This window comes from Pantoea sp. X-Soil-OKNW-556, assembly GCF_059730695.1.
Genome location: NZ_AP035990.1, coordinates 1,926,579 through 1,951,152, shown reverse-complemented (window position 1 = coordinate 1,951,152; position 24,574 = coordinate 1,926,579). Strand labels below are relative to the sequence as shown.

Sequence of the window (24,574 nt, the reverse complement as noted above, 5' to 3'; positions counted from 1 at the left end):
CAATCATCCTTGAGCTGATTTAAATGCATCAGCAATATTGAGTCGTGATGCTCTCAACGCCGGTAATAACGTTGCCAGTGATGCCGTCAATATTGGCAGCACCAACGTAATCCAGATCAACTCGACATTGTCGGTTTTAATAAAGGCGTTGTAGCCTTGCGTCTGACCCGGTGACGGAGGCATGGCAATCCCTTGTAGATTAATCATGCCCGCCAACGTAAACCCGATAAGCAGACTAAATATTGCCCCGATTCCACCCATAAAGGTTCCTTCCAGTAAGAACAAACGGGTGATATGAAATGGCCTGAGTCCCATCGCCCTTAAGGTGGTAATTTCCCGTGTTCTTTCGAGAATGTTCATAGTCATCGTATTGCTGATCATAAATATAACGATCAGGCCAACAATGACCTTGATAAAGAAATAAATAGCCGACAATAACCCTTCTACCTGCTGATAAAATAACGACAGCGATTTCCAGTCTTTAACAATCAACGGTAAATGATGATCATTAATGTATTTTTCCAGCTGACGACTGAACTCGACAAGGTGACGTTCATCTTTCAGGAGAATAACAATTTTGCTAACGCCATCCGTATCCATTAATCGTTGTGCTGTGGTTAGCGGTATTTTTAATGCGACATCATCATAATCTTTAATGCCCGAGGAGAATACGCCACGTACCTTAAGTGATAATGCCCCTTGCCCACCGTGGCTATTCACCGTTAACATATCCACCCAATCTGCGTAACCCGCATGAAGAGAGGTTGCCAGACCACTGCCCAGCGTAATCTCGTCATTTTTAATGCGTGAAAGATCGCTGCCGGAGATCAATGTATCAAAAGAACCCAGTTTTACGGCAGGGAGAGGTTCCAGGCCAAATGCAGAAAAGTAACTGGATGCCTGGTGTTCATATTGCGAGACGACACCGGAAAACTCCAGTTGACCGGCAATAGTCGCAATATACTTTGACAACTCATCATTCTGCATAATTCCAGCCTTCAACCCTTGATAATTTTCAATGATACTTTTGCTTTTGTTCGAAGAGGAAAAATATGTTCGATCGTAGAGCTGAACATGACCAATATTTGTACGCACCGTTTGCTGTTGTAAAATCCAGAAGGCGTAATCAATAAAACCACCATAAAGAAATATTGCTACGCCACCCAACGTGATAGCAAACAGCGTCGAGAATGACCGCCTTTTATGTCTTAAAAGATTTAAGAACGCGAATTTTGCATCTTGCAGGGTGAAAATAAGACTATATATGACAAAACTGAACACCATTAAAATAACCGTACTGGTCAAGATTATAGCCAAATTCATTTATTCACCTTTCACCAAAGGCATTAAAATCTGAGCCAGTTCATGAGCATCCCACTCCGGTGTGCTGTCAGTGCCCAGTGCCAATAACTTTCGCTCACTCAGGGTGCCATTCTGCATAGCGGTCAACAGCGCATTGGCGCGTGTATGATCGCGGCAACTGGATAATGCCCGATAACGCATAACATTAATTTGCGCCTGAATTGCGGCATCGAAGGCTTTCGCTTGCCGCAGTAGTATCTCTGTATCCTGTAATGTGACTACACAGCGCCCAAGTTTCGCTGGCAGATACGCATCAACTCGCGCTCTTAAATACCGCAGACGAAAGTTTGTTTCATGTGTGTCTACCGCTTCGTCGAGATAAAAAAAACCCAATTTGGCGTATTCAGAAGCATTAACATAATCGTTGACTGCTTCAAAATGATTTGCCAACCGCAGCAGGGCATAAGAGTGAAAAATCAGTGCGACCGCTTCGTGATGCTGCTGATAGTCATCGAACAAAGCACGGCTGACTTTTAATAATGCATCAGGCTGGTCGGGAAGGCCCTGTTGTATCACCTTCTCCACCGTGCGCACAGGCGCAGCTATTGCCCCTCCCGGTTGAGCCACTAATAAGCCGGCAAAAATTAGCGACATAACTTTAGCGAATAGAATCACTGACTAACTCCCCATCCTCGATGTCTATAACGCGTCTGGCCCGGTCTTTAAGTTGCGTTGAATGCGTTGAGATAATAAATGTGGTGCCCGTGTCCTGGTTAATCCTTAATAACAGATCAAGAATTGCATCGCCGGTTGCCATATCAAGATTTCCGGTTGGTTCATCGGCTACCACCACATCCGGCTGGTTTGCTAATGCTCTGGCAATGGCCACGCGTTGCTGCTGACCGCCAGAAAGTTGCCCCGGTTTACGATCGCCTAACGCGCGGATGCCTACGCTATCGAGATAATGCCATGCCAGTTCTTGCGCGGTTTTCCTGGGGAAATGGCCATTAAGAATTAATGGGTAATAGACATTATCAAATGCACTTAACACCGGAATCAGATTGAAAAATTGAAAGATGAATCCTAAATGCCTGCTTCTGACCGCAGAGAGTTGGTTTTCATGCAGTTCATTGAGCGATTTATTGAGAAATAGCGTTATTCCGGCATCAGGCTGGTCAATCCCCGACAGAACATTTAATAGCGAGCTCTTGCCGCTACCGGAAGGCCCACAAAGCGCCAGGAACTCCCCTTTTTTGATTTCAAGATTAACATTTTTTAGTGCATCAACTTTGTTTTCAGCAAATCCGTAGCTTTTACACACATCAATCAATTGTATTGCCGGCAAGGCTCTTATGTTATTTTTCATCATCATTCCCTGATGCTGTCGATTAGTAACGGGTGTCAAACCAGTTATAACCACCGAAATTATCGGGAACCAGGGTGCGCATTTTTCCGTGCTCCCTTGCCTGCTGCTCAAGATATATCCAGCTTAATGCGGGCGACAGGCAGCCGCTGCCGCCATAGGTATCGATAAGATTAATGACATCAAAAACCGAGCTGTTGCCATTTTTTAATAATTCCTGCTCCGCCGCCCCTTTCCTTAACCCAGAAAAAGAAAACAGGTTAATATCCTGATGATTTTCAACCAATTGCCTGATCAGTTTTCTGTTGTCATCAGGAATTGAGTACCCACCACAATTAACGCTCAACTCTGCTTCCCGACGACTAAAAATAAAGCATCCCACGCGCTCAACCGACAAATTCATTACACCGCTTTCCCGTCTGTTTTTTCCCTTTTCTGGGCAGCGAATATCTTCTTCAGAAAACACCAGCACCGGTACTGCCCGATAAGCCGCGCAGATCACCACATAATCAAACACCTGCCAGTTAAGATAATCCTCTGCAACCTGCATTGCTTGTACCAGAGACTGTTTTTCCCCTCTGATTTTGCAAGTGAAGTCCGTCACCGAAAACTTTTTCACTAAGTTCTTTGGTAATGTATCGATCGTTGCTGTATGTAATGCACTGGAAATATCCTCAAAGGGGGCCGATTCTCCCCAGCTATCGACATATATAAACGCCGTGCGTGACTTGAGTAATAACATGCGCTCCCGTGCCGTTAATTTCTGCAATGCTGCTTCAGAAACCTGCTCCATAGCATCGATATAAGCTTTGTAAGGCGGCGTTCTGATCATTTCTCTAATATAGGCATCTTTATGCGTACCAAAGCGTCTGAACCCCCATGCGTGTGAACCGGTTGATTTCAGCGCCTGTTTATACAGATGAGATTCCCATACGTTTAACCAGCAAGGATAGTAAATATATATACCGTCCTGTGGTTCCAGCATAGAGAAAGAAGATAAATACATACGACATCCCGTCTCTTATTACGCGTCCATATCACACATTGACATCACCAGCGCGATAATTGAACCATCGACACCCAGTCCCGTTTTCAGCAGATGATGTTTATTATGTTTTATCGTACCTTTATTCAGCCACACATGTTGCACCATATTTTCGCGTATGACTGACTTACCTGTTGGTGAAATCAACTCGCCGCTGCATAAGCTATAGTGACCGATAATTAAATCGATAATGCCCGAACCGGTTGGGTTATAACCTATCTGTCCTTTATAGGCGAGGACAGGAAGCGCATGTTCCGCCAATAAAGTAGCGAGGGCCTGCGCTTCGGCTTTATCCGTCCCCTCCGAACCATTGCCGTGCGGCAGAATCGCGCATAACTGTTCGTAACGAATTCCGGCCTGTTCCATCACCTTATTCATGACTTTCATCAGGTTAACGCTGAGTTGCCCGGCGTCATTCCCTCTGCCTGAAGTGATTTGCGCATAATCAGACGTCAAGCGAACACCTCCGGTCAGCCCACGCGCATGCCGGTGCCTGACGCTTTCCAGAACGATGCCGCTTTGCCCTTCCGCAAATAACACACTTTTGCTGACTTCCCCAAAAGGTTGTGCTTCCTCACTTTCCAGCATCGACTGACCGACAAGAAAAGCGATGTCCTGAGTCGTAATCTGCGAACTATTCACTACCACTACCAGGTCAATATCGCCACTCGCAATCGCCTGAATCGCCAGGTGCACCGCCGCCAGTGACGAGTTGCTGGTACACTGCAAATTGGGCGGGCTGAATTTAAGACGATATTTCTTTGCGATCTCATGCGCCAGTTTATCCTGACAAATCTCAGCCACATGTAAATGTGTGATGGATTTATTGAGCGTCACGTCTTCAATATCGTTGTGATCATAAAAGGTTTTATAATCGATCACATCAACCCGCGGTCCCAGTCCAGTCAGATAGACTCTGACGTTATCCCCTGACAGACAATGCGTATCGAGCATGGCGTGTTCCAGTGCTTGCTCAATTAATTGACATAACTGCTCAGTCAGACTGAGAGGATTCGATGCCAGCCGGGCAACTGACTTATTTTCTTTTATTCCACATCTCATAGCAGCCTGCTGAGTCGCGAACCAATTTGTCTTAGCCGCACATTTTCCCTGCCTGAGCTTCTCAATTAATTCTTTGCTGTTCTCCGCAAATGCCAGCCTTGCACTATAGCCAGAGATAATGGTGGAATTATCCAAAATATTATCCCTTAATGATAAACGCTGTGAAGTTGCCACCTTCATTAGCACCTACCAGCAGCACCAAACCAATCTTTTGCTGCAACGGGGTACGAACAAAGTTAATACGCTCATCACAGAACGTTTCTGTATAGGGAATTGCCGGGACCGCTTGCTTTTTAATACAGTCGACAATCACCGCCAGATTCAATAATGCTGCACAAGACTCAACAAAACCAAAGAAAGCATTGTAGTTAACCACTGGCACCTGCGGTTTATCATGGCGGAAAATGCGTTCAATCGCGTTGAGTTCCACCTTAACGCTCTCCGCTGCGCCATTTGAGGTACCGCAAACCAGGTCAATCTCTCCCGCTGACACCCCGGCATCAGAAAATGCCCGTTGAATAGCCAGAGTCATTGCATCGGCCTTTTCATCTGTCTGCTGCGGGTCAAAATAGCTGTTGCCGTTAGATTTCCCGTAGCCAATGATTTCTGCCTGAACGCCGACATGACGTGCCAAAGCCGCATCGAGATCTTCTAATAGCAGCATGCATGCCCCTTCTCCGGGGACAAAACCTTGCGGATTATCGCCGTAGACCTGGTATTCACAGGCTTCTGACTTCATCTGAATTTTCTCAGTCACCGCATCCATATAGAGCGACATAGAAGGGAAATATTCGTCAGCCCCACCGACCAGCACCTGTGCCTGCAACTGCTGACGGACCATCTCGTAGCCATACGCCAGGGCACCCAGCGCGGCGTTTTGTCCATTGGCCAACGTGGTGGTATAGCCCTTGATACCTTCGGAGATGCCACAGAAGGTGGTGATCGCATTCATCAACGATCCAGGGAACTCAGACGTGCGCACTTTACGAGGGTCCGGCTTCAGGCTCTGCAAATACTTGTAGGTTGTCTCCTGTGGACCACGCGACATTCCCATCACCAATCCCAACGCCTCACCGTCGCGTTTGATCTTGCGTTGTGCCTGATTCAACGCCTCAGTCAGAGCGATGAGCGCGAAAGTAGCGGCGCGCGTCGCTTTGCGGGCATCGAAGCGGCGAAGATGCTTACGCGGTTCCAGGTTTTGTACCTGAAAGGTTTTAAAATTGGGTTCGTTATGCGGTGCGGTAAACTGGCCGGTTTCGTGAAGAACATCCAATAACTCTCTGGCTTCGGCCAGCGTATCGTCATAAAAAGCCACCGGGCTTAACTTGACGGCTTTTTCCTGCGTCCAGCAATGCTCAAGAATTTCGTTGATGCTATGGCCGATGGCTGAAACTGCACCGATGCCTGTAATAGCAACGCGTTTCGCCTGATATGAGGTCACCGGCGTCGTCCCCGCCCGAGTACTGACAATCATGCAGCAGTTATTACCACCGAAGGCATAATTGTTTTTCATGAAAATCGTCACGTCTTTTTCTCTGAATTCGTTCGGCACATAATCCAGATCACAGTTGGCTCGCGGTGCAGTGAAATTCAGGGTCGGTAACAGATTTCCTTGTGGCAACGTCACCAGACATGCGATCAATTCAACAATTCCGGCAGCCCCGATATTATGGCCAAGGAAAGATTTGGTCGAACTGACCGGTAGTTGCTCAATGCGCGGAAACACCTTCTTCATCGCCAGCGTTTCGATGCGATCGTTGGCTTCGGTCCCGGTACCGTGCAGGTTCACATAATCGATCTCATCGGCGGTGATACCGGCGTTCTGCAACGCTTTGTTCATCACCTGAACTGCTCCGCTGGCGCGCGGGTCCGGGCCGGTTTCGTGGTAAGCGTCGCAAGAGGTGGCATAAGAGAGAATTTCACCGTAGATAGTGGCCCCTCGGGCCAGCGCGTGCTCATACTCCTCAAGGACAATGGCTCCCGCGCCCTCTCCGATCGACATACCCGAACGGCCTGAAAAAGGCGAACACGACTCAGGATGCATGACGTTCAGAGCATAAAATCCGGCAAACGTTGGCAGATAAATCGGCTCAGTACCCACTGCCAACATGGTTTTATTTTTGCCATTTTGAATAAGATCAAAGGCGATACCAATGGCATTAGGACTAGCCGTGCAAGCGGTGGCAACCAGTTCCGTGCCCCCTTTCAGGCCAAGCAGCGTTGCCACGCTGGCGCAGCATGAAGAGAAACCACCGGAGTAAATGGCTTTCTTCAGCGAGAAATCATGCATGCGCTGTTCAAACAGCGGTAAAAACGCCTCGGTTCCGGCGGAGGAGACACCAATCACTAATCCGGTGTTGTCCAGGTGGGTTTGATCATTAACCAGCCCGGCTTGCGTTAATGCATCTTTGCTGACCTTCCACGCCCACAATGAAGCGTTATCCTGTGTTTCCAGGATATCGCCCGGGATCGCGGAATAATCGATGGCATGAAGAATTTCCGCCGCGCGGGCGTTTTCAAACCATTGCGCAAAACGCAGACTGTCAGTAACGCCACATTGCTTATTCAGCAATGCCTGCCTGAAATCAGCAATATTATCGGCCAGGGATGACAATATGCCCATCCCGGTGATGACCACTCTTTTTCTGTTTGTCTTCATCATGAATTCACTAAACTTTTATGCCTGACAGCGCGCTCTTGGGCTTGGTTGTGTCGATAAAACTGTGTTCGGTTGGATTAACCAACATACTGAAGTTATATAAGAAAGGGAGATTATGCGTAGCGGCATTAATATCACCATGCGCCGTGCGAATAGCAAAGCCGGCAATATCTGACCAGGCATAATCGCTATCAATCAAAGCCAGTGCAATATAAGATTTTCTTGCTGGTGAATAACCCCCTTTTATAATTACACCAACTACTACACCATCGGCCAGCACCTTATCGTCAGCCGTGATATCACCACCCTCAACGAGCGGCACCATACCCACTAATTTCCGTTCTGCCCCCCTACGGGAAAATTCTTCAACAGCCGATTTACCAATGAAATTTTCTTTATCGTATTGAATCGCCCACTGCATCTGTAATTCCAGTGGGTTGCAGCTATAGTTTTGATAAATGGATGCATCCCAACAAGGATTTTCAATCCGCACCAGCTCTTGATAGTCCAGACCAGCAGCCTTCAGTTGGTACTTGTCACCTTTATCAAGCAATTGTTGCCAGACTCCAACCAGTTGCTGTTGCTCACCGACCAGCAGATAACCATACTCACCGTGTCTGCCACAGCGGAAAGTGATTAAGCCATCATCAGTGCTCATATATTCGTGGTACGGCAAACCAATAATATCAAAGCCATAGATTTCAGCGAGCAGTTCCCAGGCGTAGGGTCCTTCCAACAAAACAGCGCCCCACTCTTGAGTGTCCATCGCAGTGATTTCTGGCACGTCCTGAATATCCAGATCGACTCTGTATTCTAAAATTACATTGAGCCGTTCAATGATATCGTTAACAGAAAGTGACTCAGAGAGAATATAGTACCCTTCATCAGTACAAAGAATGTAAGCGTCGCCCCAAACAGTGCCATCTTCATTCAACAGCAAGGAATAAATACCCTGTTCATCGCGTATGACGGAGACATCTGCCGAGGCCAGATGGTTGACCAGTGACCATGCATCATCACCCATGACACGCACAATCGACATATGTGAATAATCTACCAGTAAGGCGTTTTCTCGTACTGCTTTATAAGCCTCCACCTGGGAGGTGTAAGACAATGGCACTGATTTACCATTGTAAACGCCCATTACTGCGTTCTTCGCCAAATGCATTTTATAAAGAGCGCTCATAAAATAACCCGTATTAATTAAGTAAGAAAATTAGTGATGCTGGTTCTGCTGCAATACAAATGAAGCCAGACTGTTAATGCTACGCATATAAGACGGGTCTTCACCTTCACCTGGTCGAATGCCAAAGTTCTTATCCAATAACACCAAAATTTCGGTAGCGTCGACTGAGTCCAGTTTTAGTCCGTTGCCGAATAAAGGGGTGTCATCATCAATTTGCGCCACATTTTTCTGTATATGCAGACGTTGAATGATCTCGGTCTTAATGGTAAGTAAAACGGCTTTACGCTCTTCAATATTTTCTTGCATCGTATTCATCTGTGTTCACCGTAATGAGTTATTTTACTTCCCGATAGTTAATAATTACGCCCTGGCTTATCAGTTTCTTGCCAACATGAGCAGAAACCGCATAGTGTCTGAAGCCATTGCTGTCTGAAAATGAAAGTTTACTGCTGACCTCAATCGTATCCCCAGGCCGGGCAATATCTTTAAATTTCAAATTTTGTGCAGCGAGCACACCACGCACCTGACAACGCCGTGTCCGGATGATTGAACGCAAATTTTCGTCTGTAATTTTTGCATGAATATCCCGTAACGTTCTCATTTCTTGCTGATATCTCTCTTGCCAGATATCGCAAATGTCGGTCAAAAAAGAGAAGTACTCACTGGCCTGGCCGAATATCTCTGCAATAAGTACCCCTGGCATAATAGGGTCTTCCGGGAAGTGCCCTGCGATATAAGGTTCATTAAAGGTCACATGTTTTATTATTTTTATGTAACCACTTTCACCATGCTTGTAATCATCGATCCTGTCGACCATGATAAGTGGCTGACGCCAGCCACCCATCTCGAGAAATATCTGTGAAGGAATAGTATATTTCGACATAAGTCACCGCATCACCAGGCCACCATCGATAACGATGGTCTGGCCAACAATATAACTGGATGCTGAGGAGCTTAAGTAGATAATGGTATTTGCCACCTCCTCACACTTCCCCAGCCGCCTCAGGGGGACGGAGGCCGTGACATCACGCACCACAGTACGTGATACTTTTTTCACCATTTTAGATTCAATCATACCTGGCGCTACTGCGTTGACTCTGACCCCTCTGGGTGCCAGCTCCGCAGCCAACGTACGGGTAAAGCCAAGCAGTGCAGCTTTTGATGCACTGTAATTGCTCTGTCCGACGCTCGGAATAAGTCCAGCAATAGAAGCAACATTGATTATTGTCGCAGTCTCAGCAGCTCTTAATAACAAAAGCGCTTCTTTCGTCAGAACAAAAGTATTGATTAAATTGGTATCAATCACCGTATTAAAATCATCATTATCCATTGCTGCGAAAAGTACGTCTCGCACAATACCGGCGTTATTCACCAGCACATCCAGCTTGCTGATTTGTGCGCTCAGATACAGGCATAACTGCTTCACTGCTTCCTGATTCGCAAGGTCACACTGGAGAATATGCAGGCGTTCTCCCTGTGGATGCGTATCTTTGAGCTGCTGTAGATCTGCTGCGTTGGATTTATACAACGCATAGACATGGCATTGCTGCTGCAAAAAACCGGCGCAAATGCTCAAACCGATATCACCGCTGGCACCGGTTATTAAGACGTTCTTGTTGATAAGATCATGATATTTATACATAGCTGGAATTCGGTTTATAAATTAAGTCAAAATTGTCACGGCAATCGCGTACAAGCGACAATGCGAAATACTCAAGGTTATGTTTGTAAATCCTTTTTCAGTAATAACTTCCTTTAATCGGCCATGCAGCTTGAAGTAAGGCGCGCCATTTTCATCGTGACTAATTTCGGCATCATGAAAACAAACTCCATTGCGAAAACCTAACCCCGTCGCTTTGACAATGGATTCTTTTGCGGCCCAAAACCCTGATGCTCTTTCATAATCAGGATACTCAACGCCGATTTGTGCAATTTCCTCATCAGTAAAAACACGTTTCAGAAAAGCCATTTCTGTACGTAAAATAGCATTCTTAATCCGTTCAACTTCAACGATATCCGTACCAACAGACATGATCATTCCTTGATAATTAAAATTGATAAGAAATATTAAGATTAAAATTTACTTTGTCGGCATTGACAGACTGTGGATAGAGTAAAGGTTTAGATAATGACACATCATAACCCAACGCTTTAATACTGCCTTTCAAGCCGACTGTCGCACCCAATAACTGTTGATAATCAATCCCGTCACGTTGGTTGTTTCCTTTGAAAATAGCACCAAAGTCCGTACCCAGATACCATTCCAGGTTTGAGAATCCCGTAATAAAGTTGAGCGTATTTTGGCTATAGATACCCTTATCGCTGTAAAGCCCGGCACTATTTTCGAATCCGCGCACATTCCAACGGTCGCCAATGCTAAACTGGTCCTGCAAAGTTAATGCATCTGGAGAATACTGTGCACCTAACCGAAGTTCATAATAGGCGTCAGTCCATAACACATTAACTAACCGCGTATAATTAATATCCAGGTTTAGAACATTGCTTTGTTTACTGACATCACCGGATTGCATATCAGGCGTTTCCTCGGCGCCCAACCACGGGAAAAACCGCTGATAAGACAAGGTGGTGTCAAGTATCGTACCTGGCATATTTCTCTTAAAATTAATCCCTAAACGCAGGTTAGTCATATTGCGCTTTTGCAACGCCAACTCAACATCTTCTAACTTATAAGCCACGTTCCTGCGCAATAGTTCAGCGCTCAGCGCCACCTTCTTATCCCGATCACGGTAAACGGTTCGTGCGGCCTTTAAACTCAGGCTCTCGCTATCGCCAATATAATTGAATCCATATGGACCAATATTAATCAGTTGCCGGGAATGGCTGTTGCTGTAAAAGATTTCATAATCCCAATAACCATAAGGTATTGAGTAATATGAACTGATGCTGTTATATCGCCCCGATTTACGATCCGCATTTGTGGTGCCTGACAACCAGAACACATCATTCATCTTGCTGAGGTTGTAAAGATAACCTGCACCACCGAGCAAATATTTTCCTGTTGCCTTATCACCCCAGTTATTTATCCAGGTTCGTGCGTTCCAGTTTGTCAAGCGCCCGGTGCTCATCACCACATTACTGTAACCTGCCTTACTACCAGGTTCGATATTGATTTCGATGTTTAACCCAGGAACTTTTTGCAGAACTTCCACACCCTGTTCGATGTCCCTGACATTAAGGATCTGCCCCGATGTAAAGGGTAATATCCATTTTCTGATATCGTTATCTTTTATCAGGATGTTTTCAATCCTTCCGGGCACAACATCGACGACTAACTTCCTGGTTGCCAGATCCTGGCTGGGAATCTGTATACGTGTAGTCACATAGCCCGCGTTAATATAATAATCCTGCAATGTATTTGCCAGCGTCTCAATCCCTGCTGTTCCCAGGCAACGCCCTGCAATCTGCGATTTTATTTTTTTAATGTTGGCGTCATTGAGAAAATCATTATTTATAATTAAAGCATCCAGTTCTACACAGTTTTCCTCCGCAGGAAAATCTATACTATTGATGACAGAACCTTCCACTTTTGAATAAACGTCTTTCTTTACCAGCTTGTTCTCCTGACGGGTGCTATTTTCAAGATCTTGCTGCGCTTTAACCAGGCGATTTAAATCCACTTCTGCTGCCACCTGCTCGCTCACGCCCAAAATAAGAGACGTCAGTAATGGTCTGAGGGTATTTTTCATAACATTTTTTTCGGGATAAAAGCAGCATTCCTGCTGCTTTTATCCGGCTTAATGATTACAGCCCTACGACTTTCCCGCTGTTAATAAGAGTGTCCGTTTCCAGTTCCAGTCCCTGACGACCACCCATGACTGCTGAATTGCCTTCATTATAAACGCGTTTACCTGTAATGCTGGCATGGCCTTCAGTAAACATATTACCGGAGTTATAAACCGTTTCGGTAGCACTAACCGTTAGTTTTAACCCAGCCACCATGTCTTTAAAGTTGTATACGGCGGATTTAGCGTAAACCTGGGTTTCGTTATCTGAATAAATGGTATTCCTGTTGTACAACACACCCGCAGTGTTAACGCTGACTTTCTGCTTACCGGTGATCCAACCGTAATTGGTAAAATTATTGGCTACATTCAACGTCAGTGCGCCATCCGCAGCAATGATACCGGTTGCATCATTATCGATGATGCTACCGCTGCTGGCTAAAGACAGACTACGGGTATCGATAGATAAATCGCCTGTTGAATGGATGGTCGAGTAATTGCTGCTCAGACTTCCAGCTTTAATGCTTGATGCACCCGCGCCAATCAGCATACTGCGGTCATTATACAGCGCACCGGTTATCGCCAGTGTCAGAGGGGCATGCTGCGCAATAATACGGCTGTTGTTATTGTTTAAAGTATTGGCAGTGATTTCTACACCACCATTACCGATCATCCCACCTTTCTGGTTTGGCATGCCAAAATAGAGCCCCCAGACGTCACCAAAATTGTTGCCGTTCTGATTGGCAACAGTGCCACCCGCGTTTATGGTCAGTTTCTTTTGCGCCACGATAAGTGAAGTATCATTGTTCACATCATGAACCGCATCCAGACTGATATTCTGTCCCAACAGCAAGCCGCCACTGTTATTCACATGCCGTGCCCGGATATTCACATCACCATATTCAGATGAAATGATACCAATGTGGTTAGTAACATCGCCGGTCAAATCAATATCAACCCCTGTCTGACCAACAATGCTGGATTGTGCATTGCTAAGAGAAGCCGCCTTAATTGACACACTTTTCTTAGTCGCAATCTTACCATTAACATTGTTAACATTAGACTTTGTCAGGAAACCAATATCCCCTGCTGAAGCAATCTGACCATTACTGTTATTAAGGGCAGCAACCGAAATCTGAATGCCCCCCTCACCCGCAATAATCCCCAGTGAATCTGAGCTTGCGGCATCCGCAGATTTGGTGCCACTGTTAGTGAGTGTGCCCTTTGAGGCATCAATTTTGACATGGCCGTTCGCACCACGAATCAAACCCGACGTGTTATTTACCGAGCCACTGGTAGAAATATCCACATCGCTGTATGACTCAATCATACCGTTATTATTACTAAGATTGGATGATTCGGAACCGACGTAAAAGCCTTTAATTTGGCCATTATTGTTATTTAATGCACCGGTTTGCAATACGACAACACCCGCTTCGATCCCAACGCTATTACCTTTACCATAGTTGGTCAGGGTCGCATTATTGGTGTTCATTGCCAGGGTTCCAGCCGCCGCGACCTTACCATTAACATTGTTAAACTCACCGCTACTGATATATATATCAGCACCAGACATAATATTGCCCGCCCGGCTGTTGTTAATCCCGTTTTTATTGGTATCTATCGATATCGTTTTATCACTGACGATTTTACCGGTAACATTTTCAAGCGCACCTTTGGTTTTTACCGCGATGGCTCCTGTTGATTTAATCTGAGCTGAGTTGTTGATCAGACGGCCATTCGTATCAATCTGAATGCCGCCACTCCCCGCAGCCAGCACACCTGCGTTACGCACACCGATACCATTTTCGGTGCTGATTAAGTTAATCTTATTGGCGTACATACCACCAAGTTTAGCGACATCAATACCATAACTATTTCTTCCACCGCTGGCATTCACTGTGCCCGTCACCTTATTTGACGTATCGACGTAGTTATTACCCGCAATCAATGTGAGTTCCTGGCCTGATGCATTAATATCACCATTAACTACGATGGAACGCGCCAGTATCGCCGTTGGCGAATCACTGGTTAAACCGTTTGTCGTAATAAGACCACCATTGACAGAGTATCCGTGTAATTCACCGTTATTAAGGTCTGCTTTGCCGGTTGTCATGGTGACTTTATCGGTATTGATAAAACCGCAGCTATCACAACTGATACCATTTGGGTTAGCAATGATCAAATGGGCTTTATCTCCGGCAACTTCCATCTGGCCATTCAGATTACTTTTATTCTTTGATGTGACTTCATTCAGAATGACTTTTGCTGTTCCTGAGGCTAAGTTGCTGTTCCCGGCAATCTGACCTGCCAGAGAAGTGTTCGCACCATTCTGGCTATTGTTGAAAATCAAACCTTCTTTGCCAACATTCAACTTGTCATAAATGTTATGCGATATGCCATTGCCGTTAGCCCCATTGATATTGACTACCGGCACCCCATTAGCCATGTTGATGTTACCATTGGGCATGCTGAGGTCGGCAGCATTCACCATAACTGGCAGGGCCAGCAAAATCGCTGAGGCCAATGGGCTGAACTTCATTAAGCCTGTCTGAATCTTCATTTTTACCTACTGTATAAGTGAGTGTGACTATTAACGTCAAAGAGGTGTATGCGTGTGGATTGCTCATATTATTGAGCAAGCAAAAACATGCCTCTGAAATTAATTATCAGATTACATCCTGGTGTTGTAAGAGTATTACTAAATTCTCACTGACATTCAGCCAATGGGTTTATCCTATTCTCTAGTAAGATTTATATGCTTTATGGTTTTATTACTTACAAAGTTACTCGGTCTTGGCGTTACTTTTCATCTTTTAAAAAAGAATGTCAAGCGAAGGGTAACTGAAAATTTCAAGATGTAAAATAAGTATATGACACAACGGGAACTTATTTAAAATTATAAATTATTCGTTGCAATCTCAGATATTGCGAGATAATTGAGATAATTACCACTTCCTTTAAGAAAACCTTTACCCATTTAGCTCTGATTTAAATCGTTACACAACATATTAATGAAAAATGCTTCTTCACGAACAACAACATCACTGGCATTGATAAGATAAAAACAGTCCACTATCTTAGTATCTACTTTGTATAATCTTAAAACTCTTTATCGTCTGAAAATTAAGTTCTGGAATGGAAAGAGAAAAGAACCTCCCTGGCTGGCCAGGACCGCTGAGGTGATGATAGTTACCGTTATCAATTAGCATAAAGGAAACATATAAGTAACACTGCCTTTTGCCACATTCGACCACCCTTGGTACATTTAGCTTTTCGTGCTAATTTTACGTGTTTTATTCGCAAGAATCATCATGGCAAACACTTAAACCCAGGATATATTCTTATTTTCCTGACTGCCCCATAACTTTAGACAAGTCATTATCCTGTGGAAAACAATACGTATCCTTTCCCTCATCTTTATTACATCATCCATCACCATTAGGATTTTATCCAGTGAAAGAAATTTTCGATATCATACTTCTGTCTTGCTGTATTTTTTCATGATTTGTATCATGCCCCCTGGTTAGACTTCACAATGGAAATGAAACAGGGATTGTTGATTCCAATGCAAAATGAACAGAATAAAAACTTCAAGGATGATGGTGAGGTGATAACGATCTCCGACCAGTTGTTGGAAATGCAGAATTCACCTGGCATTAAATACAGCATTTGGCCTGACAGAAATTATTATCTACGCGTTGGGATTCAGGCTGCGCTGCTCGATAAACAACATAATCATCTGAATTTCAATTTCATCTTTGTTGATTTTTCACACTACAACATCAAACTGTTTTCTGATCCACACTGGATCTCCCACTTAGTCAAAAGCGGAAGTGGGTTGATATTGTTATCTGATTACAGGATGGATAATCTCGCGTCCTGGTGGTGGAAGAACAACCAACGCATTGCCACCGTGATCTACTCCAGTGATTGCAAACAGTCCATCACAAAAAAAATTAAAGATGTTCTCATTGGCCGGTGGGGTAACGGTGTCAAACCTGGCAGTCTGACAACCCTGGAGGTCGAAGTCTTGAATCTGCTGTCGCGGGAATACACCCTGAAGGATATCGCCGACTCGTTGGGAATCGACAGGAAAAAGCTTTATAACATCCGATTTTCTTTGCAGAGAAAATTGAACGGTGAAATCAACAAACTTTTTCTGTTTTAAGGCTGCCTGACTTCAAAATGACACCGCCCCAAAAGGGGCGGGTTTTTATTTCTCGCGATTTTGTAACTCGAGAATATTCTTCTCCAGCCGGGCAATCAGCGTCACCATCTGGTTTACCTCTTCCAGGCTGATACCGCTAAGAATGTCATCACGGGTCGCATCAATCACATTCTCGACCTGCTCGATGATAGGCTCAGCCTGCCGGGTTAGCTTGATGCGTTTTGCACGGCGGTCATTTGCACAGGTTGAACGGGTGATTAATCCCTTTTCTTCCAGTTGATCGAGCGTGCGTACCAGAGAGGGTTGCTCAATACCAATAGCTTTCGCCAGCTGAATCTGCGACTGCTCTGGCGGGAGTTGATGAATATTATGCAACGTCACCCAATGTGTTTGCGTCAACTCAAGCGGCTTCAGACGCTGATCGATCAAGGCACGCCAGATGCGCACCAGTCGAGACAGATCTGTTCCGAGTGTCGTATCCATTTCATCTCCTTATAATTAGCTTGCTAGCTATCAAGCCAGATTTTACACTATTCTGCGAGTTTACAGGACAAAAAACAAATCCCAGGCCAGCTGACACACGCACTCATCTACGCTTCATTGAGAGAATCTGGGTTTACTAAGGATGATGACAAGTGTCTGTTTTCCCCTTGACCGCTAACGCGCCACTCACTGATCTGGTCTTTGGTGCATCTCTGTTCTTCCCACCGCTGTTCAAAGCGGTACTGCTGGGTTTCTTTTTCTGGCTACTGATCCATCCGTTGCTGCGTGGCTGGATGTATTCCGGTGATATCTGGCATCCCACATTAATGGATCTTTCCTTGTTTGTGCTGTGCGTCAGCGCCGCACTCTGGTTACTGAGCCTCGGATAAATCGCCATGAAATTCAATCCCTTTAAATATTTTTCCACACTGGTGGTGTTTGCCCTGGCTTTATTGGCGGGCTGGTGGATGTGGAATTACTACATGCAATCGCCCTGGACGCGTGATGGCAAGGTCCGTGCCGAACTGGTTGATATCACCCCCCAGGTTTCTGGCCGCATTGTTGCGTTGGCGGTGCGAGATAATCAGTTTGTACACAAAGGCGATACGTTGTTGACGCTCGACCCGGTACCCTGGCAGATCGGCCTGGATAATGCTGAGGCACAGCTGGCAAAAGCACAGTCGGATGAGCAGAAAGCCCAGCATGAATTGAACCGGCGCAGCAATCTGCCCCGTAATGTGATTTCAGCGGAGGATCTTGATGCAGCGCATCTGACCGCTAATGCTGCCGCAGCGAGTACCAAAGCAGCCCAGGCGACACTTGATCAGGCACGCTGGAATCTGGAACAGACCAAAATCAGCGCCCCCACGGATGGTTGGATTAGTAATCTGGCGCTGCGCCCAGGTAATTACGCCACAGCGGGCACACCGTTGTTCTCACTGGTGGACAGTCATTCATGGTATGTGATGGGGTATTTCGAAGAAACCAAACTGCGTCACATCCAGCCCGGTGCCAGCGCGAATATTGTGCTGTACAGCAACGGTCAACGCCTGCAAGGCAGAGTGGAAAGCATCGGGCGAGCGATTTATGACCAGAGTGTCGACAGTGACAGCGGCCTGGTGCCGGATATCAAACCCAATGTCCCCTGGGTGCGACTGGCGCAACGGGTTCCGGTGCGTATTCATTTGGATACCATTCCACAGGATATTCCACTGGTGGCGGGCACCACCTGTACCATTTCGATTGTGCGCTGAGGCCACGGATGAATTTACAGTGGTTGGCGTGGCGCAATCTGCCGTGGATCAAAGCCACCCAGAGTGAATGGCGCTATGCCTTGCGCAATGCAATCGCCATGTGCCTGGCGCTAACGATGGCCTACGCCTTGCAACTGGATCAGCCTTACTGGGCCATGACTTCCGCCGCCGTGGTCAGTTTTCCTACCGTCGGGGGGGCCATCAGCAAAAGTCTGGGACGTATCGTCGGCAGTTTACTGGGTGCCACTGCCGCGTTACTGATTGCCGGGCACACGCTGAATGAACCCTGGCTGTTTGCCTTTTTTATGGCAGGCTGGCTGGCGTTATGTACCTGGATTGCCAACCACTATCAAAACAATGTGGCCTATGCTTTTTCGCTTGCCGGTTATACCGCAGCGATTATTGCCTTCAGCAGCGTCAATATCACCGATATCAGTGAGTTATGGACTATTACCCAGGCACGCGTTTGTGAAGTAATTTCCGGTATTTTATGTGCCGGATTAATGATGATGGTTCTGCCCAGTACTTCAGATGGGCATACGCTGATGAAGTCGCTGCGCCAGATGCATGCCAGATTGCTCGAACACGCCGTGCTGCTGTTGCAGCAAGGCAGCACCGACAATGTTCGTAGTGCGCATGAGACGGTGATCAGTCAGATCCTGACCATGAATCTGCTACGTATTCAGGCGTTCTGGAGCCACTACCGCTTTCGGCGGCAAAATAACGTCCTGAACTATGTGTTACATCAACAGTTGCGCCTGACCAGCGTGCTCTCCAGCCTGCGACGCATGTTACTGAACTGGCCAGAGGCACCGCAGTCGCTGTTTGATGCCATGCAAAAACTGTTGCACGAACTGGCACAGCCGGAATGCGATAAATATCAGTTGGCGTTGATTCTGCGCGGCATTATCCCAGCCGCAGCGGGCGATTACCGCCAACGCGCCTTTGTGCAGCGCCTGCGCTACTTTTGCTGGGTGTACCTTAATGTCCAGCGCTGGATCAGGTTGATCGAACGAGCAGATGCGGATACCCGATTTCAGCCCCCACGCGTTCCGTCACTGGCACGCGAAAGCGATAGCGCCGAAGCAGGATGGAGCGCACTTCGCACCTTCAGCGTGATTATGTTGGGATGTGCGTTCTGGATTGCTACGCAATGGGATTCCGGTGCAGCGGCTTTGACACTGACCGCAATCGCCTGTGTGCTTTACTCTTCCGCCCCCTCGCCAACGGGCAGCATCTCGCTGCTGCTGAAAACCCTGCTGTGGCTGTCGGTGTTTAGCTTTATGTTGCAGTTTGGCCTGATGGTCCAAATCAGCGCACTGTGGCAATTTTTGCTGGTGCTGTTCCCTTTGCTGACTACCCTTCAACTGTTCAAGTTGCAGCAGAAAACCCGCGCGGGTATGTGGGGGCAATTTATCGTGTTTATGGGATCCTTTATTGCGGTCAGCAACCCGCCAGACTGGGATTATCAGAGTTTCCTCAACGATAATCTGGCCAAGGTCTGCGGCGTGATGCTGGCATGGCTGGCCTTTCAGGTACTGCGTCCCAGTTCCGATGCCCGGCGTAGCCGTCGCCATATCCGCGCCCTGCGTCATGCCTTTCTTGATCAACTGCGACGTCATCCCCAACTGAGCGAAAGCCGTTTCGAGTCACAGATTTATCATCATATCAGCCAGTTAAGTAATAGCCGTGATGAGCAGGCACGCGCGTGGCTGCTACGCTGGGGCGTGGTGCTGCTCAATTGTTCGCATATTGTCTGGCAGTTGCGTGAGTGGCAGCCTGGCTCTCAGACGCTGGCAGCGATGCGCGACAGCAGTCTGGAAGATTTACAACGCATCATGAGTATACGGGGTGTGCATCATATGCCCTTGCAGGCAACGCTGGATGAACTGGAGGCGATGATTGCGCAGCTTCCGGTTGAACAGGATAGCGAGGCCAACACGCTGGCTGGCATTCTGTGGCGTTTGCGTTGCTCGCTGGCACAATTGAAACAAGCGCTGCCGGGGTGATTACTGGCAATATTGCTGCTGCTGGCGATTGAAATCAGCCTGCAATTGTTGCAGGGTTTTTCGCCCTTCGAAACGGGTTTTATCCTGCTCCGACATGGGTTCAACCACCAGCGCTTTCTCCTCGGGCGAATAGATAAAGCGCCGCGTCAGTTCCGTGCCGGTAAAACTTTTGCCCTCAATCGCGCCGCATACCATCGTCAGATTGTGGTGGAAAGTCTCAGCGTGGATGAAATCCGTCTCGGTCGCACTACGCAACACCTCCTGGCAGCCTTTTTCTTCCAGCTTTTCCAGCGTTCGTTGTGTCAGCCATTCGCGCCCACGGGCAATATTCTCACAACTGGCACGTAATGGGTTGCGGTCAATCACACGTTGCAATTGTCGACTGGCATCGAGCCGCAATTGCGTATCATTAGGCTGGTCACAGCCGACCAGCAACGCACATAACAACATGATCCCACTGGTTTTCATTCCTGCCCCTGCGCTTTTTTCCCTGTTATGTATCATAGGCGGGAAAAAACCACGGGAACAATACAAAAATCAATGAAGAAACGTCTGGTTACGCAAATCAGGGCGGCAGGGAAATTGCCGCCACCGTGTTAAATCACACCGCAGGCAAAACGCGCGCCACCGCCACCCAGCGGCAGGGGATGATCGGCGTGATTATCGCCTCCAACATGCACCATCAATGCCTTCCCTTTGATTTCATTCAGGGATTTGATGCGCGGAGCCAATACCGGATAGTCAGCGTTGCCATTATCGGTGACGAATAATGCCGGCAGATCGCCGAGATGACCGTTGGCATAGGGTCCGAGGTGTTTCCCGGTGTTGCCCGGGTCAAAATGCCCACCTGCTGCACCCGCCGCTACCGTTTTACCTCCCGACTCTCCCGGTTCACAACTGCCTTTTGCGTGGATGTGAAAACCATGCACACCCGGCGCCAGGCCCGTCAGTTCGGGGGTAAACTCCAGCCCCCAGGGCGTTTCACTGAGGGTGACTTTCCCTATAGCCGCACCAATACCGTGCTCGGTAACCGTATGCAGCGTCACCTGTTCCGACGCTGCTTGCGCAACGCCGCTCGTTAACAGCGCCAGAACAGCAATCAGGATTCTATTCATAACATCTCCTTATGGTTAGCTTCCCTGTAAGCCTGGACGCTTTTTGTTCTGGCTGCCGGATTTTGACGCTTTTTTACGCTTCAGGGCACATCGTAACCCAACGCCGCCTTGCGAATGCGGAACCACTGCTGGCGATCGAGCGTAAGTTGACAGGCGGCGACCGCATCACTGACACGGGCCGTTTTGCCGGAACCAATAATGGGCAAGGGGTGACTTGGCAGTTTCATGACCCAGGCATAAACCACCTGTTCAATATTGCTGGCACCGATTTCCTGCTGTATCTGATGAAGCTCATCCCGCAGCGGCTGGTAATGCGGATCGTTAAAGAGACGACCGCCGCCAAGACACGACCAGGCCATCGGTCGCATGCGTAACTGCTGGCATTGATCCAGGGTTCCATCCAGCAAGGTCGACTGCTCCAGAGGCGAAATTTCCAGTTGGTTCGTCGCCAGAGTAAAAGGGAGCCGCGACTGCAACAGCGTAAACTGTGTCGGTGTGAAATTGGAGACGCCAAAGTGACGTACCTTGCCGCTCTGATGTAAAGCAAGAAAGGCTTCAGCCACTTCATCCGCATCCATCAAAGGGTCAGGACGGTGAATCAACAACAGATCAAGGTGATCAGTACCGAAGTGCCGCAGCGAGTTTTCCGCACTTTGCAAAATATGCCGCGCTTCGGTGATGTAATGACCAATCTGATGTTCCGCTTTGGCACGCGTAGCGATGCCACACTTGGTGACGATTTGCAGTTTTTCGCGCAAACCTGGCGCCAGTTTCAGTGCTTCACCAAACGTGGCTTCACAACGGTAATCACCATAAATATCAGCGTGGTCAACGGTGGTGATCCCCAGCGACAAATGGTGCTCAATAAATTGTACGCATTGCTGGGCCGTCATACCCCACTCCATTAAACGCCAGTAACCCATGATCAGCGGTGAAAATGTCGGTCCCTGCGGGGCAATCTGTTGCGGTTGTAGCATCAAGGTTCTCCCTTAAAACACAATTCCGAATGATGAATCGGCAGTATAACGGAAAGTAACCTGGTGAGATGCTCAGAACAGTGAGGGTTGTTGCGGTTCGTCAGGTTGTTCACTCTTCTGGCTACGTTGTAAGCGCAACCAACGCTGGCGGCACAAACGCAGCACATCACGTTTCTGCGCATCGCTGTATTGCATCCAGTTAAACCGCTCTTCACGACTGCGCAGGCAACCACGACAATAGCCGCGTTCATCGCTCTGGCAAATGCCGCGGCAGGGACTGGGGACGGGAAAAAACTCAAGTTGCTCGGCCACTTCAACTCCGACGTCATGGGTTTGCAGCATATTGATAACAGCTTAGTGGCATTGTGCAAAGAGTAAACGCCCCTGGTCTACATTCCACGCAATTAATTATCCTTACCCAGATTGGGTAACTCCTGTTTACCAAACAGGTCGTACCGCCGGTAACTGCATTGAGCTTTCGTTAAGGTTTTCCTCATATTTTGTCTCTACTCTGGCGACATTCCGTTTTCTGATAGAGTTTCCATGAAATTCCCGAATAAGTTACAGTGTCACTCGACCTGGTTTAATTTTGGTGCTGCTCTCTTCTTTGCCATCGTCTTAAATGGCCTGTTTGTCTTCCGCGCCTGGCAAATTATCACCTACGATCGACTGCATGATTATCTGTTTGCCGCCAGTATCCCTGTGGTACTGATTTCGGCGTTCTACTTTATTTTTAGCCTGATCACCTGGCCATTTATCCGTAAACCCCTGTTGATCGTACTGGTACTGACCAGTGCCGCTGCCAACTACTTTATGCATAGCTTTGGCACGGTCATTGACACCAACATGATCGAAAACGTGTTTGAGTCGAATGCACAAGAAGCCGGTGCATTAATCAGCCGAACCTGGGTGGTCTGGATGCTGTTGATGGGCATTCTGCCAGTCGCCGTTATCAGCAGCATTCGTATTCAGAATGGGCAACGTTGGTGGTGGAGTTTGTTGCAACGTTTGGCGGGTGCACTTGGCGCACTGCTGATCATTTTGCTGATGGCCGTGCTGTTTTATAAAGACTATGCCTCGTTGATCCGCAACAACAAAGGCCTGGTTAAAATGATCACTCCGGCGAATATCGTTAGCGGCACCGGCCACTACGTCGATCAACGTTGGTTACAGGGTAGCCAGCAACTGGTCAAAATTGGCCAGGATGCACACAAAGGCCCGTTAATCGCGGCCGAACAGAAAAAAACCCTGGTCGTGCTGGTGGTGGGTGAAACCGGCCGTGCGGAAGACTTTTCCCTCGGCGGTTATCAACGCGACACCAACCCGCAGTTAAAACAACAGCAAGTTATTTATTATCCGCACGCTACTTCTTGTGGCACTGAAACCGCCGTTTCCGTACCTTGCATGTTTTCCAACATGCCGCGCGAACAATACGACGCCAATCTGGCACACCATCAGGAAGGCCTACTCGATGTGCTGGCGCATGCCGGGGTGAGCGTGCTGTGGCGCGAAAACGACGGCGGATGTAAAGGTGCCTGCGACCGTGTGCCCCATACCGACATGACAATGTGGAATCTGACACAATATTGTCACGACGGTTTTTGTCTCGACGATGTGTTGCTGCATAACCTCGATAACTATACCGCCAGTTTGCACAACGACGGGATTATCGTGCTCCATCAAATGGGTAGCCACGGTCCGGCTTATTATCAGCGCTATCCCAGCCAATTCCGCCGCTTTACGCCAACCTGCGACAGCAATCAGATTCAGGATTGCGATCATCAGGCCCTGGTCAATACCTATGATAATTCGCTGCTCTACACCGACGACATGCTGAGTCGTACTATCGACAAACTGAAAGCGTTAAGTGACCGTTTCAACGTGGCGATGGTTTATCTCTCCGATCATGGTGAATCGCTGGGTGAACACGGCATGTATCTGCACGGTGCACCCTATATGTTTGCTCCTTCACAGCAAACACATATCCCATTGTTGATGTGGATGTCACCCGGTTACGCCGCCGCGTATCACGTTAATCAGGGGTGTTTACGTCAACAGGCAGCGGAGACTCCGGTATCACAGGATAACCTGTTCCATACCCTGCTGGGCATGTTCAACATCCAGACCGGCGAATATCAACCCAGGCTGGACATGATCAGATCGTGCCAGACGTTGAGTTAAAGATTGCATTAGACTGACTGGTCTA

23 protein-coding genes are annotated in these 24,574 nt (G+C 47.5%); 5 read left to right on the top strand and 18 right to left on the bottom strand.

What is annotated here, in order from left to right:
* Window positions 1-3 precede the first annotated feature (3 nt).
* The 13 genes from AC6I8T_RS09055 to AC6I8T_RS08995 are packed head-to-tail and all read right to left on the bottom strand — an operon-like array spanning window position 4 to window position 14,923.
* Window positions 4-1,323 (bottom strand): ABC transporter permease, encoded by a 1,320-nt coding sequence (locus AC6I8T_RS09055; RefSeq protein WP_497833721.1) that lies wholly within the window; start codon window positions 1,321-1,323, stop codon window positions 4-6.
* Entirely contained in the window at window positions 1,324-1,977 is a 654-nt protein-coding gene (locus tag AC6I8T_RS09050; protein WP_208725352.1) for a hypothetical protein, read from the bottom strand.
* A complete protein-coding gene (locus tag AC6I8T_RS09045; RefSeq protein ID WP_497834287.1) occupies window positions 1,961-2,668 on the bottom strand; it encodes an ABC transporter ATP-binding protein in 708 nt (235 codons plus the stop codon). Before AC6I8T_RS09045 ends, AC6I8T_RS09050 begins: the two co-directional genes overlap by 17 nt.
* A gap of 22 nt (window positions 2,669-2,690) precedes the next feature.
* Entirely contained in the window at window positions 2,691-3,671 is a 981-nt protein-coding gene (locus tag AC6I8T_RS09040; protein ID WP_208725351.1) for an ATP-binding protein, read from the bottom strand.
* A gap of 18 nt (window positions 3,672-3,689) precedes the next feature.
* Window positions 3,690-4,907 (bottom strand): beta-ketoacyl synthase N-terminal-like domain-containing protein, encoded by a 1,218-nt coding sequence (locus tag AC6I8T_RS09035; RefSeq protein ID WP_497834286.1) that lies wholly within the window; start codon window positions 4,905-4,907, stop codon window positions 3,690-3,692.
* A gap of 4 nt (window positions 4,908-4,911) precedes the next feature.
* The gene (locus tag AC6I8T_RS09030; RefSeq protein WP_497834285.1) at window positions 4,912-7,431 is read right to left on the bottom strand and encodes a beta-ketoacyl synthase N-terminal-like domain-containing protein; all 2,520 of its coding nucleotides are present in this window, start codon (window positions 7,429-7,431) and stop codon (window positions 4,912-4,914) included.
* Between the two features lie 10 nt (window positions 7,432-7,441).
* Window positions 7,442-8,617 (bottom strand): aminomethyl transferase family protein, encoded by a 1,176-nt coding sequence (locus tag AC6I8T_RS09025; protein ID WP_208725350.1) that lies wholly within the window; start codon window positions 8,615-8,617, stop codon window positions 7,442-7,444.
* Between the two features lie 30 nt (window positions 8,618-8,647).
* Window positions 8,648-8,932, bottom strand: a complete 285-nt coding sequence (locus AC6I8T_RS09020) for a phosphopantetheine-binding protein (RefSeq protein WP_208725349.1) — start codon at window positions 8,930-8,932, stop codon at window positions 8,648-8,650.
* 19 nt (window positions 8,933-8,951) lie between these two features.
* The gene (locus AC6I8T_RS09015; RefSeq protein ID WP_497833720.1) at window positions 8,952-9,500 is read right to left on the bottom strand and encodes a 3-hydroxyacyl-ACP dehydratase FabZ family protein; all 549 of its coding nucleotides are present in this window, start codon (window positions 9,498-9,500) and stop codon (window positions 8,952-8,954) included.
* Between the two features lie 3 nt (window positions 9,501-9,503).
* Entirely contained in the window at window positions 9,504-10,259 is a 756-nt protein-coding gene (locus tag AC6I8T_RS09010; RefSeq protein WP_208725347.1) for an SDR family oxidoreductase, read from the bottom strand.
* Between the two features lie 21 nt (window positions 10,260-10,280).
* Entirely contained in the window at window positions 10,281-10,649 is a 369-nt protein-coding gene (gene acpS, locus AC6I8T_RS09005; RefSeq protein ID WP_021185227.1) for a holo-ACP synthase, read from the bottom strand.
* 16 nt (window positions 10,650-10,665) lie between these two features.
* Window positions 10,666-12,324, bottom strand: coding sequence for a ShlB/FhaC/HecB family hemolysin secretion/activation protein (locus AC6I8T_RS09000; protein ID WP_497833719.1), 1,659 nt, complete (start codon window positions 12,322-12,324; stop codon window positions 10,666-10,668).
* A 55-nt stretch (window positions 12,325-12,379) separates the two neighbouring features.
* Window positions 12,380-14,923 (bottom strand): two-partner secretion domain-containing protein, encoded by a 2,544-nt coding sequence (locus AC6I8T_RS08995; protein ID WP_208725344.1) that lies wholly within the window; start codon window positions 14,921-14,923, stop codon window positions 12,380-12,382.
* 975 nt (window positions 14,924-15,898) lie between these two features.
* Between AC6I8T_RS08995 and AC6I8T_RS08990 the strand changes: the two genes are divergently transcribed.
* Window positions 15,899-16,531: a response regulator transcription factor gene (locus tag AC6I8T_RS08990; RefSeq protein ID WP_208725343.1), complete on the top strand. Its 633-nt coding sequence runs from the start codon at window positions 15,899-15,901 to the stop codon at window positions 16,529-16,531.
* Between the two features lie 45 nt (window positions 16,532-16,576).
* Here AC6I8T_RS08990 and slyA read toward each other — a convergent pair whose 3' ends face one another.
* Entirely contained in the window at window positions 16,577-17,014 is a 438-nt protein-coding gene (gene slyA / locus AC6I8T_RS08985) for a transcriptional regulator SlyA (protein WP_021185231.1), read from the bottom strand.
* A gap of 152 nt (window positions 17,015-17,166) precedes the next feature.
* Between slyA and AC6I8T_RS08980 the strand changes: the two genes are divergently transcribed.
* From AC6I8T_RS08980 to AC6I8T_RS08970, 3 genes are read left to right on the top strand one after another with little or no spacing between them, the layout of a single operon-like run.
* Entirely contained in the window at window positions 17,167-17,403 is a 237-nt protein-coding gene (locus AC6I8T_RS08980) for a DUF1656 domain-containing protein (protein WP_021185232.1), read from the top strand.
* Window positions 17,404-17,409: 6 nt separating this feature from the next.
* Window positions 17,410-18,267: an efflux RND transporter periplasmic adaptor subunit gene (locus AC6I8T_RS08975; protein WP_208725342.1), complete on the top strand. Its 858-nt coding sequence runs from the start codon at window positions 17,410-17,412 to the stop codon at window positions 18,265-18,267.
* 8 nt (window positions 18,268-18,275) lie between these two features.
* Window positions 18,276-20,276, top strand: a complete 2,001-nt coding sequence (locus AC6I8T_RS08970) for an FUSC family protein (RefSeq protein WP_208725341.1) — start codon at window positions 18,276-18,278, stop codon at window positions 20,274-20,276.
* Here AC6I8T_RS08970 and AC6I8T_RS08965 read toward each other — a convergent pair whose 3' ends face one another.
* The 4 genes from AC6I8T_RS08965 to AC6I8T_RS08950 all read right to left on the bottom strand — a co-directional run bounded on the left by AC6I8T_RS08965 (window position 20,277) and on the right by AC6I8T_RS08950 (window position 22,710).
* On the bottom strand, window positions 20,277-20,744 hold the full coding sequence (locus AC6I8T_RS08965; RefSeq protein WP_036626931.1) for a hypothetical protein: 468 nt from the start codon (window positions 20,742-20,744) through the stop codon (window positions 20,277-20,279).
* A gap of 128 nt (window positions 20,745-20,872) precedes the next feature.
* On the bottom strand, window positions 20,873-21,391 hold the full coding sequence (sodC, locus tag AC6I8T_RS08960; RefSeq protein ID WP_208725340.1) for a superoxide dismutase family protein: 519 nt from the start codon (window positions 21,389-21,391) through the stop codon (window positions 20,873-20,875).
* An 80-nt stretch (window positions 21,392-21,471) separates the two neighbouring features.
* Window positions 21,472-22,368 carry an aldo/keto reductase gene (locus AC6I8T_RS08955; RefSeq protein ID WP_208725339.1) on the bottom strand — a complete coding sequence of 299 codons (897 nt, stop codon included), beginning with the start codon at window positions 22,366-22,368 and terminating at the stop codon, window positions 21,472-21,474.
* Between the two features lie 72 nt (window positions 22,369-22,440).
* A complete protein-coding gene (locus tag AC6I8T_RS08950) occupies window positions 22,441-22,710 on the bottom strand; it encodes a DUF1289 domain-containing protein (protein ID WP_021185238.1) in 270 nt (89 codons plus the stop codon).
* A 201-nt stretch (window positions 22,711-22,911) separates the two neighbouring features.
* On the opposite strand from AC6I8T_RS08950, the gene eptA reads away from it, so the two are divergent.
* Window positions 22,912-24,549 carry a phosphoethanolamine transferase EptA gene (eptA, locus tag AC6I8T_RS08945; protein ID WP_497833718.1) on the top strand — a complete coding sequence of 546 codons (1,638 nt, stop codon included), beginning with the start codon at window positions 22,912-22,914 and terminating at the stop codon, window positions 24,547-24,549.
* Window positions 24,550-24,574 lie beyond the last annotated feature (25 nt).

Coding starts and splice junctions, on each gene's coding strand:
- AC6I8T_RS09025 (WP_208725350.1), bottom strand. CDS start 8,617: ATGAGCGCTCTTTATAAAATGCATTTGGCGAAGAACGCAGTAATGGGC.
- AC6I8T_RS09030 (WP_497834285.1), bottom strand. CDS start 7,431: ATGAAGACAAACAGAAAAAGAGTGGTCATCACCGGGATGGGCATATTG.
- AC6I8T_RS09015 (WP_497833720.1), bottom strand. CDS start 9,500: ATGTCGAAATATACTATTCCTTCACAGATATTTCTCGAGATGGGTGGC.
- AC6I8T_RS09010 (WP_208725347.1), bottom strand. CDS start 10,259: ATGTATAAATATCATGATCTTATCAACAAGAACGTCTTAATAACCGGT.
- sodC (WP_208725340.1), bottom strand. CDS start 21,391: ATGAATAGAATCCTGATTGCTGTTCTGGCGCTGTTAACGAGCGGCGTT.
- AC6I8T_RS09020 (WP_208725349.1), bottom strand. CDS start 8,932: ATGAATACGATGCAAGAAAATATTGAAGAGCGTAAAGCCGTTTTACTT.
- AC6I8T_RS08965 (WP_036626931.1), bottom strand. CDS start 20,744: ATGAAAACCAGTGGGATCATGTTGTTATGTGCGTTGCTGGTCGGCTGT.
- AC6I8T_RS09045 (WP_497834287.1), bottom strand. CDS start 2,668: ATGAAAAATAACATAAGAGCCTTGCCGGCAATACAATTGATTGATGTG.
- AC6I8T_RS09000 (WP_497833719.1), bottom strand. CDS start 12,324: ATGAAAAATACCCTCAGACCATTACTGACGTCTCTTATTTTGGGCGTG.
- AC6I8T_RS08955 (WP_208725339.1), bottom strand. CDS start 22,368: ATGCTACAACCGCAACAGATTGCCCCGCAGGGACCGACATTTTCACCG.
- AC6I8T_RS08950 (WP_021185238.1), bottom strand. CDS start 22,710: ATGCTGCAAACCCATGACGTCGGAGTTGAAGTGGCCGAGCAACTTGAG.
- AC6I8T_RS08970 (WP_208725341.1), top strand. CDS start 18,276: ATGAATTTACAGTGGTTGGCGTGGCGCAATCTGCCGTGGATCAAAGCC.
- AC6I8T_RS08975 (WP_208725342.1), top strand. CDS start 17,410: ATGAAATTCAATCCCTTTAAATATTTTTCCACACTGGTGGTGTTTGCC.
- AC6I8T_RS09055 (WP_497833721.1), bottom strand. CDS start 1,323: ATGAATTTGGCTATAATCTTGACCAGTACGGTTATTTTAATGGTGTTC.
- acpS (WP_021185227.1), bottom strand. CDS start 10,649: ATGTCTGTTGGTACGGATATCGTTGAAGTTGAACGGATTAAGAATGCT.
- slyA (WP_021185231.1), bottom strand. CDS start 17,014: ATGGATACGACACTCGGAACAGATCTGTCTCGACTGGTGCGCATCTGG.
- eptA (WP_497833718.1), top strand. CDS start 22,912: ATGAAATTCCCGAATAAGTTACAGTGTCACTCGACCTGGTTTAATTTT.
- AC6I8T_RS08990 (WP_208725343.1), top strand. CDS start 15,899: ATGGAAATGAAACAGGGATTGTTGATTCCAATGCAAAATGAACAGAAT.
- AC6I8T_RS09040 (WP_208725351.1), bottom strand. CDS start 3,671: ATGTATTTATCTTCTTTCTCTATGCTGGAACCACAGGACGGTATATAT.
- AC6I8T_RS08995 (WP_208725344.1), bottom strand. CDS start 14,923: ATGAAGATTCAGACAGGCTTAATGAAGTTCAGCCCATTGGCCTCAGCG.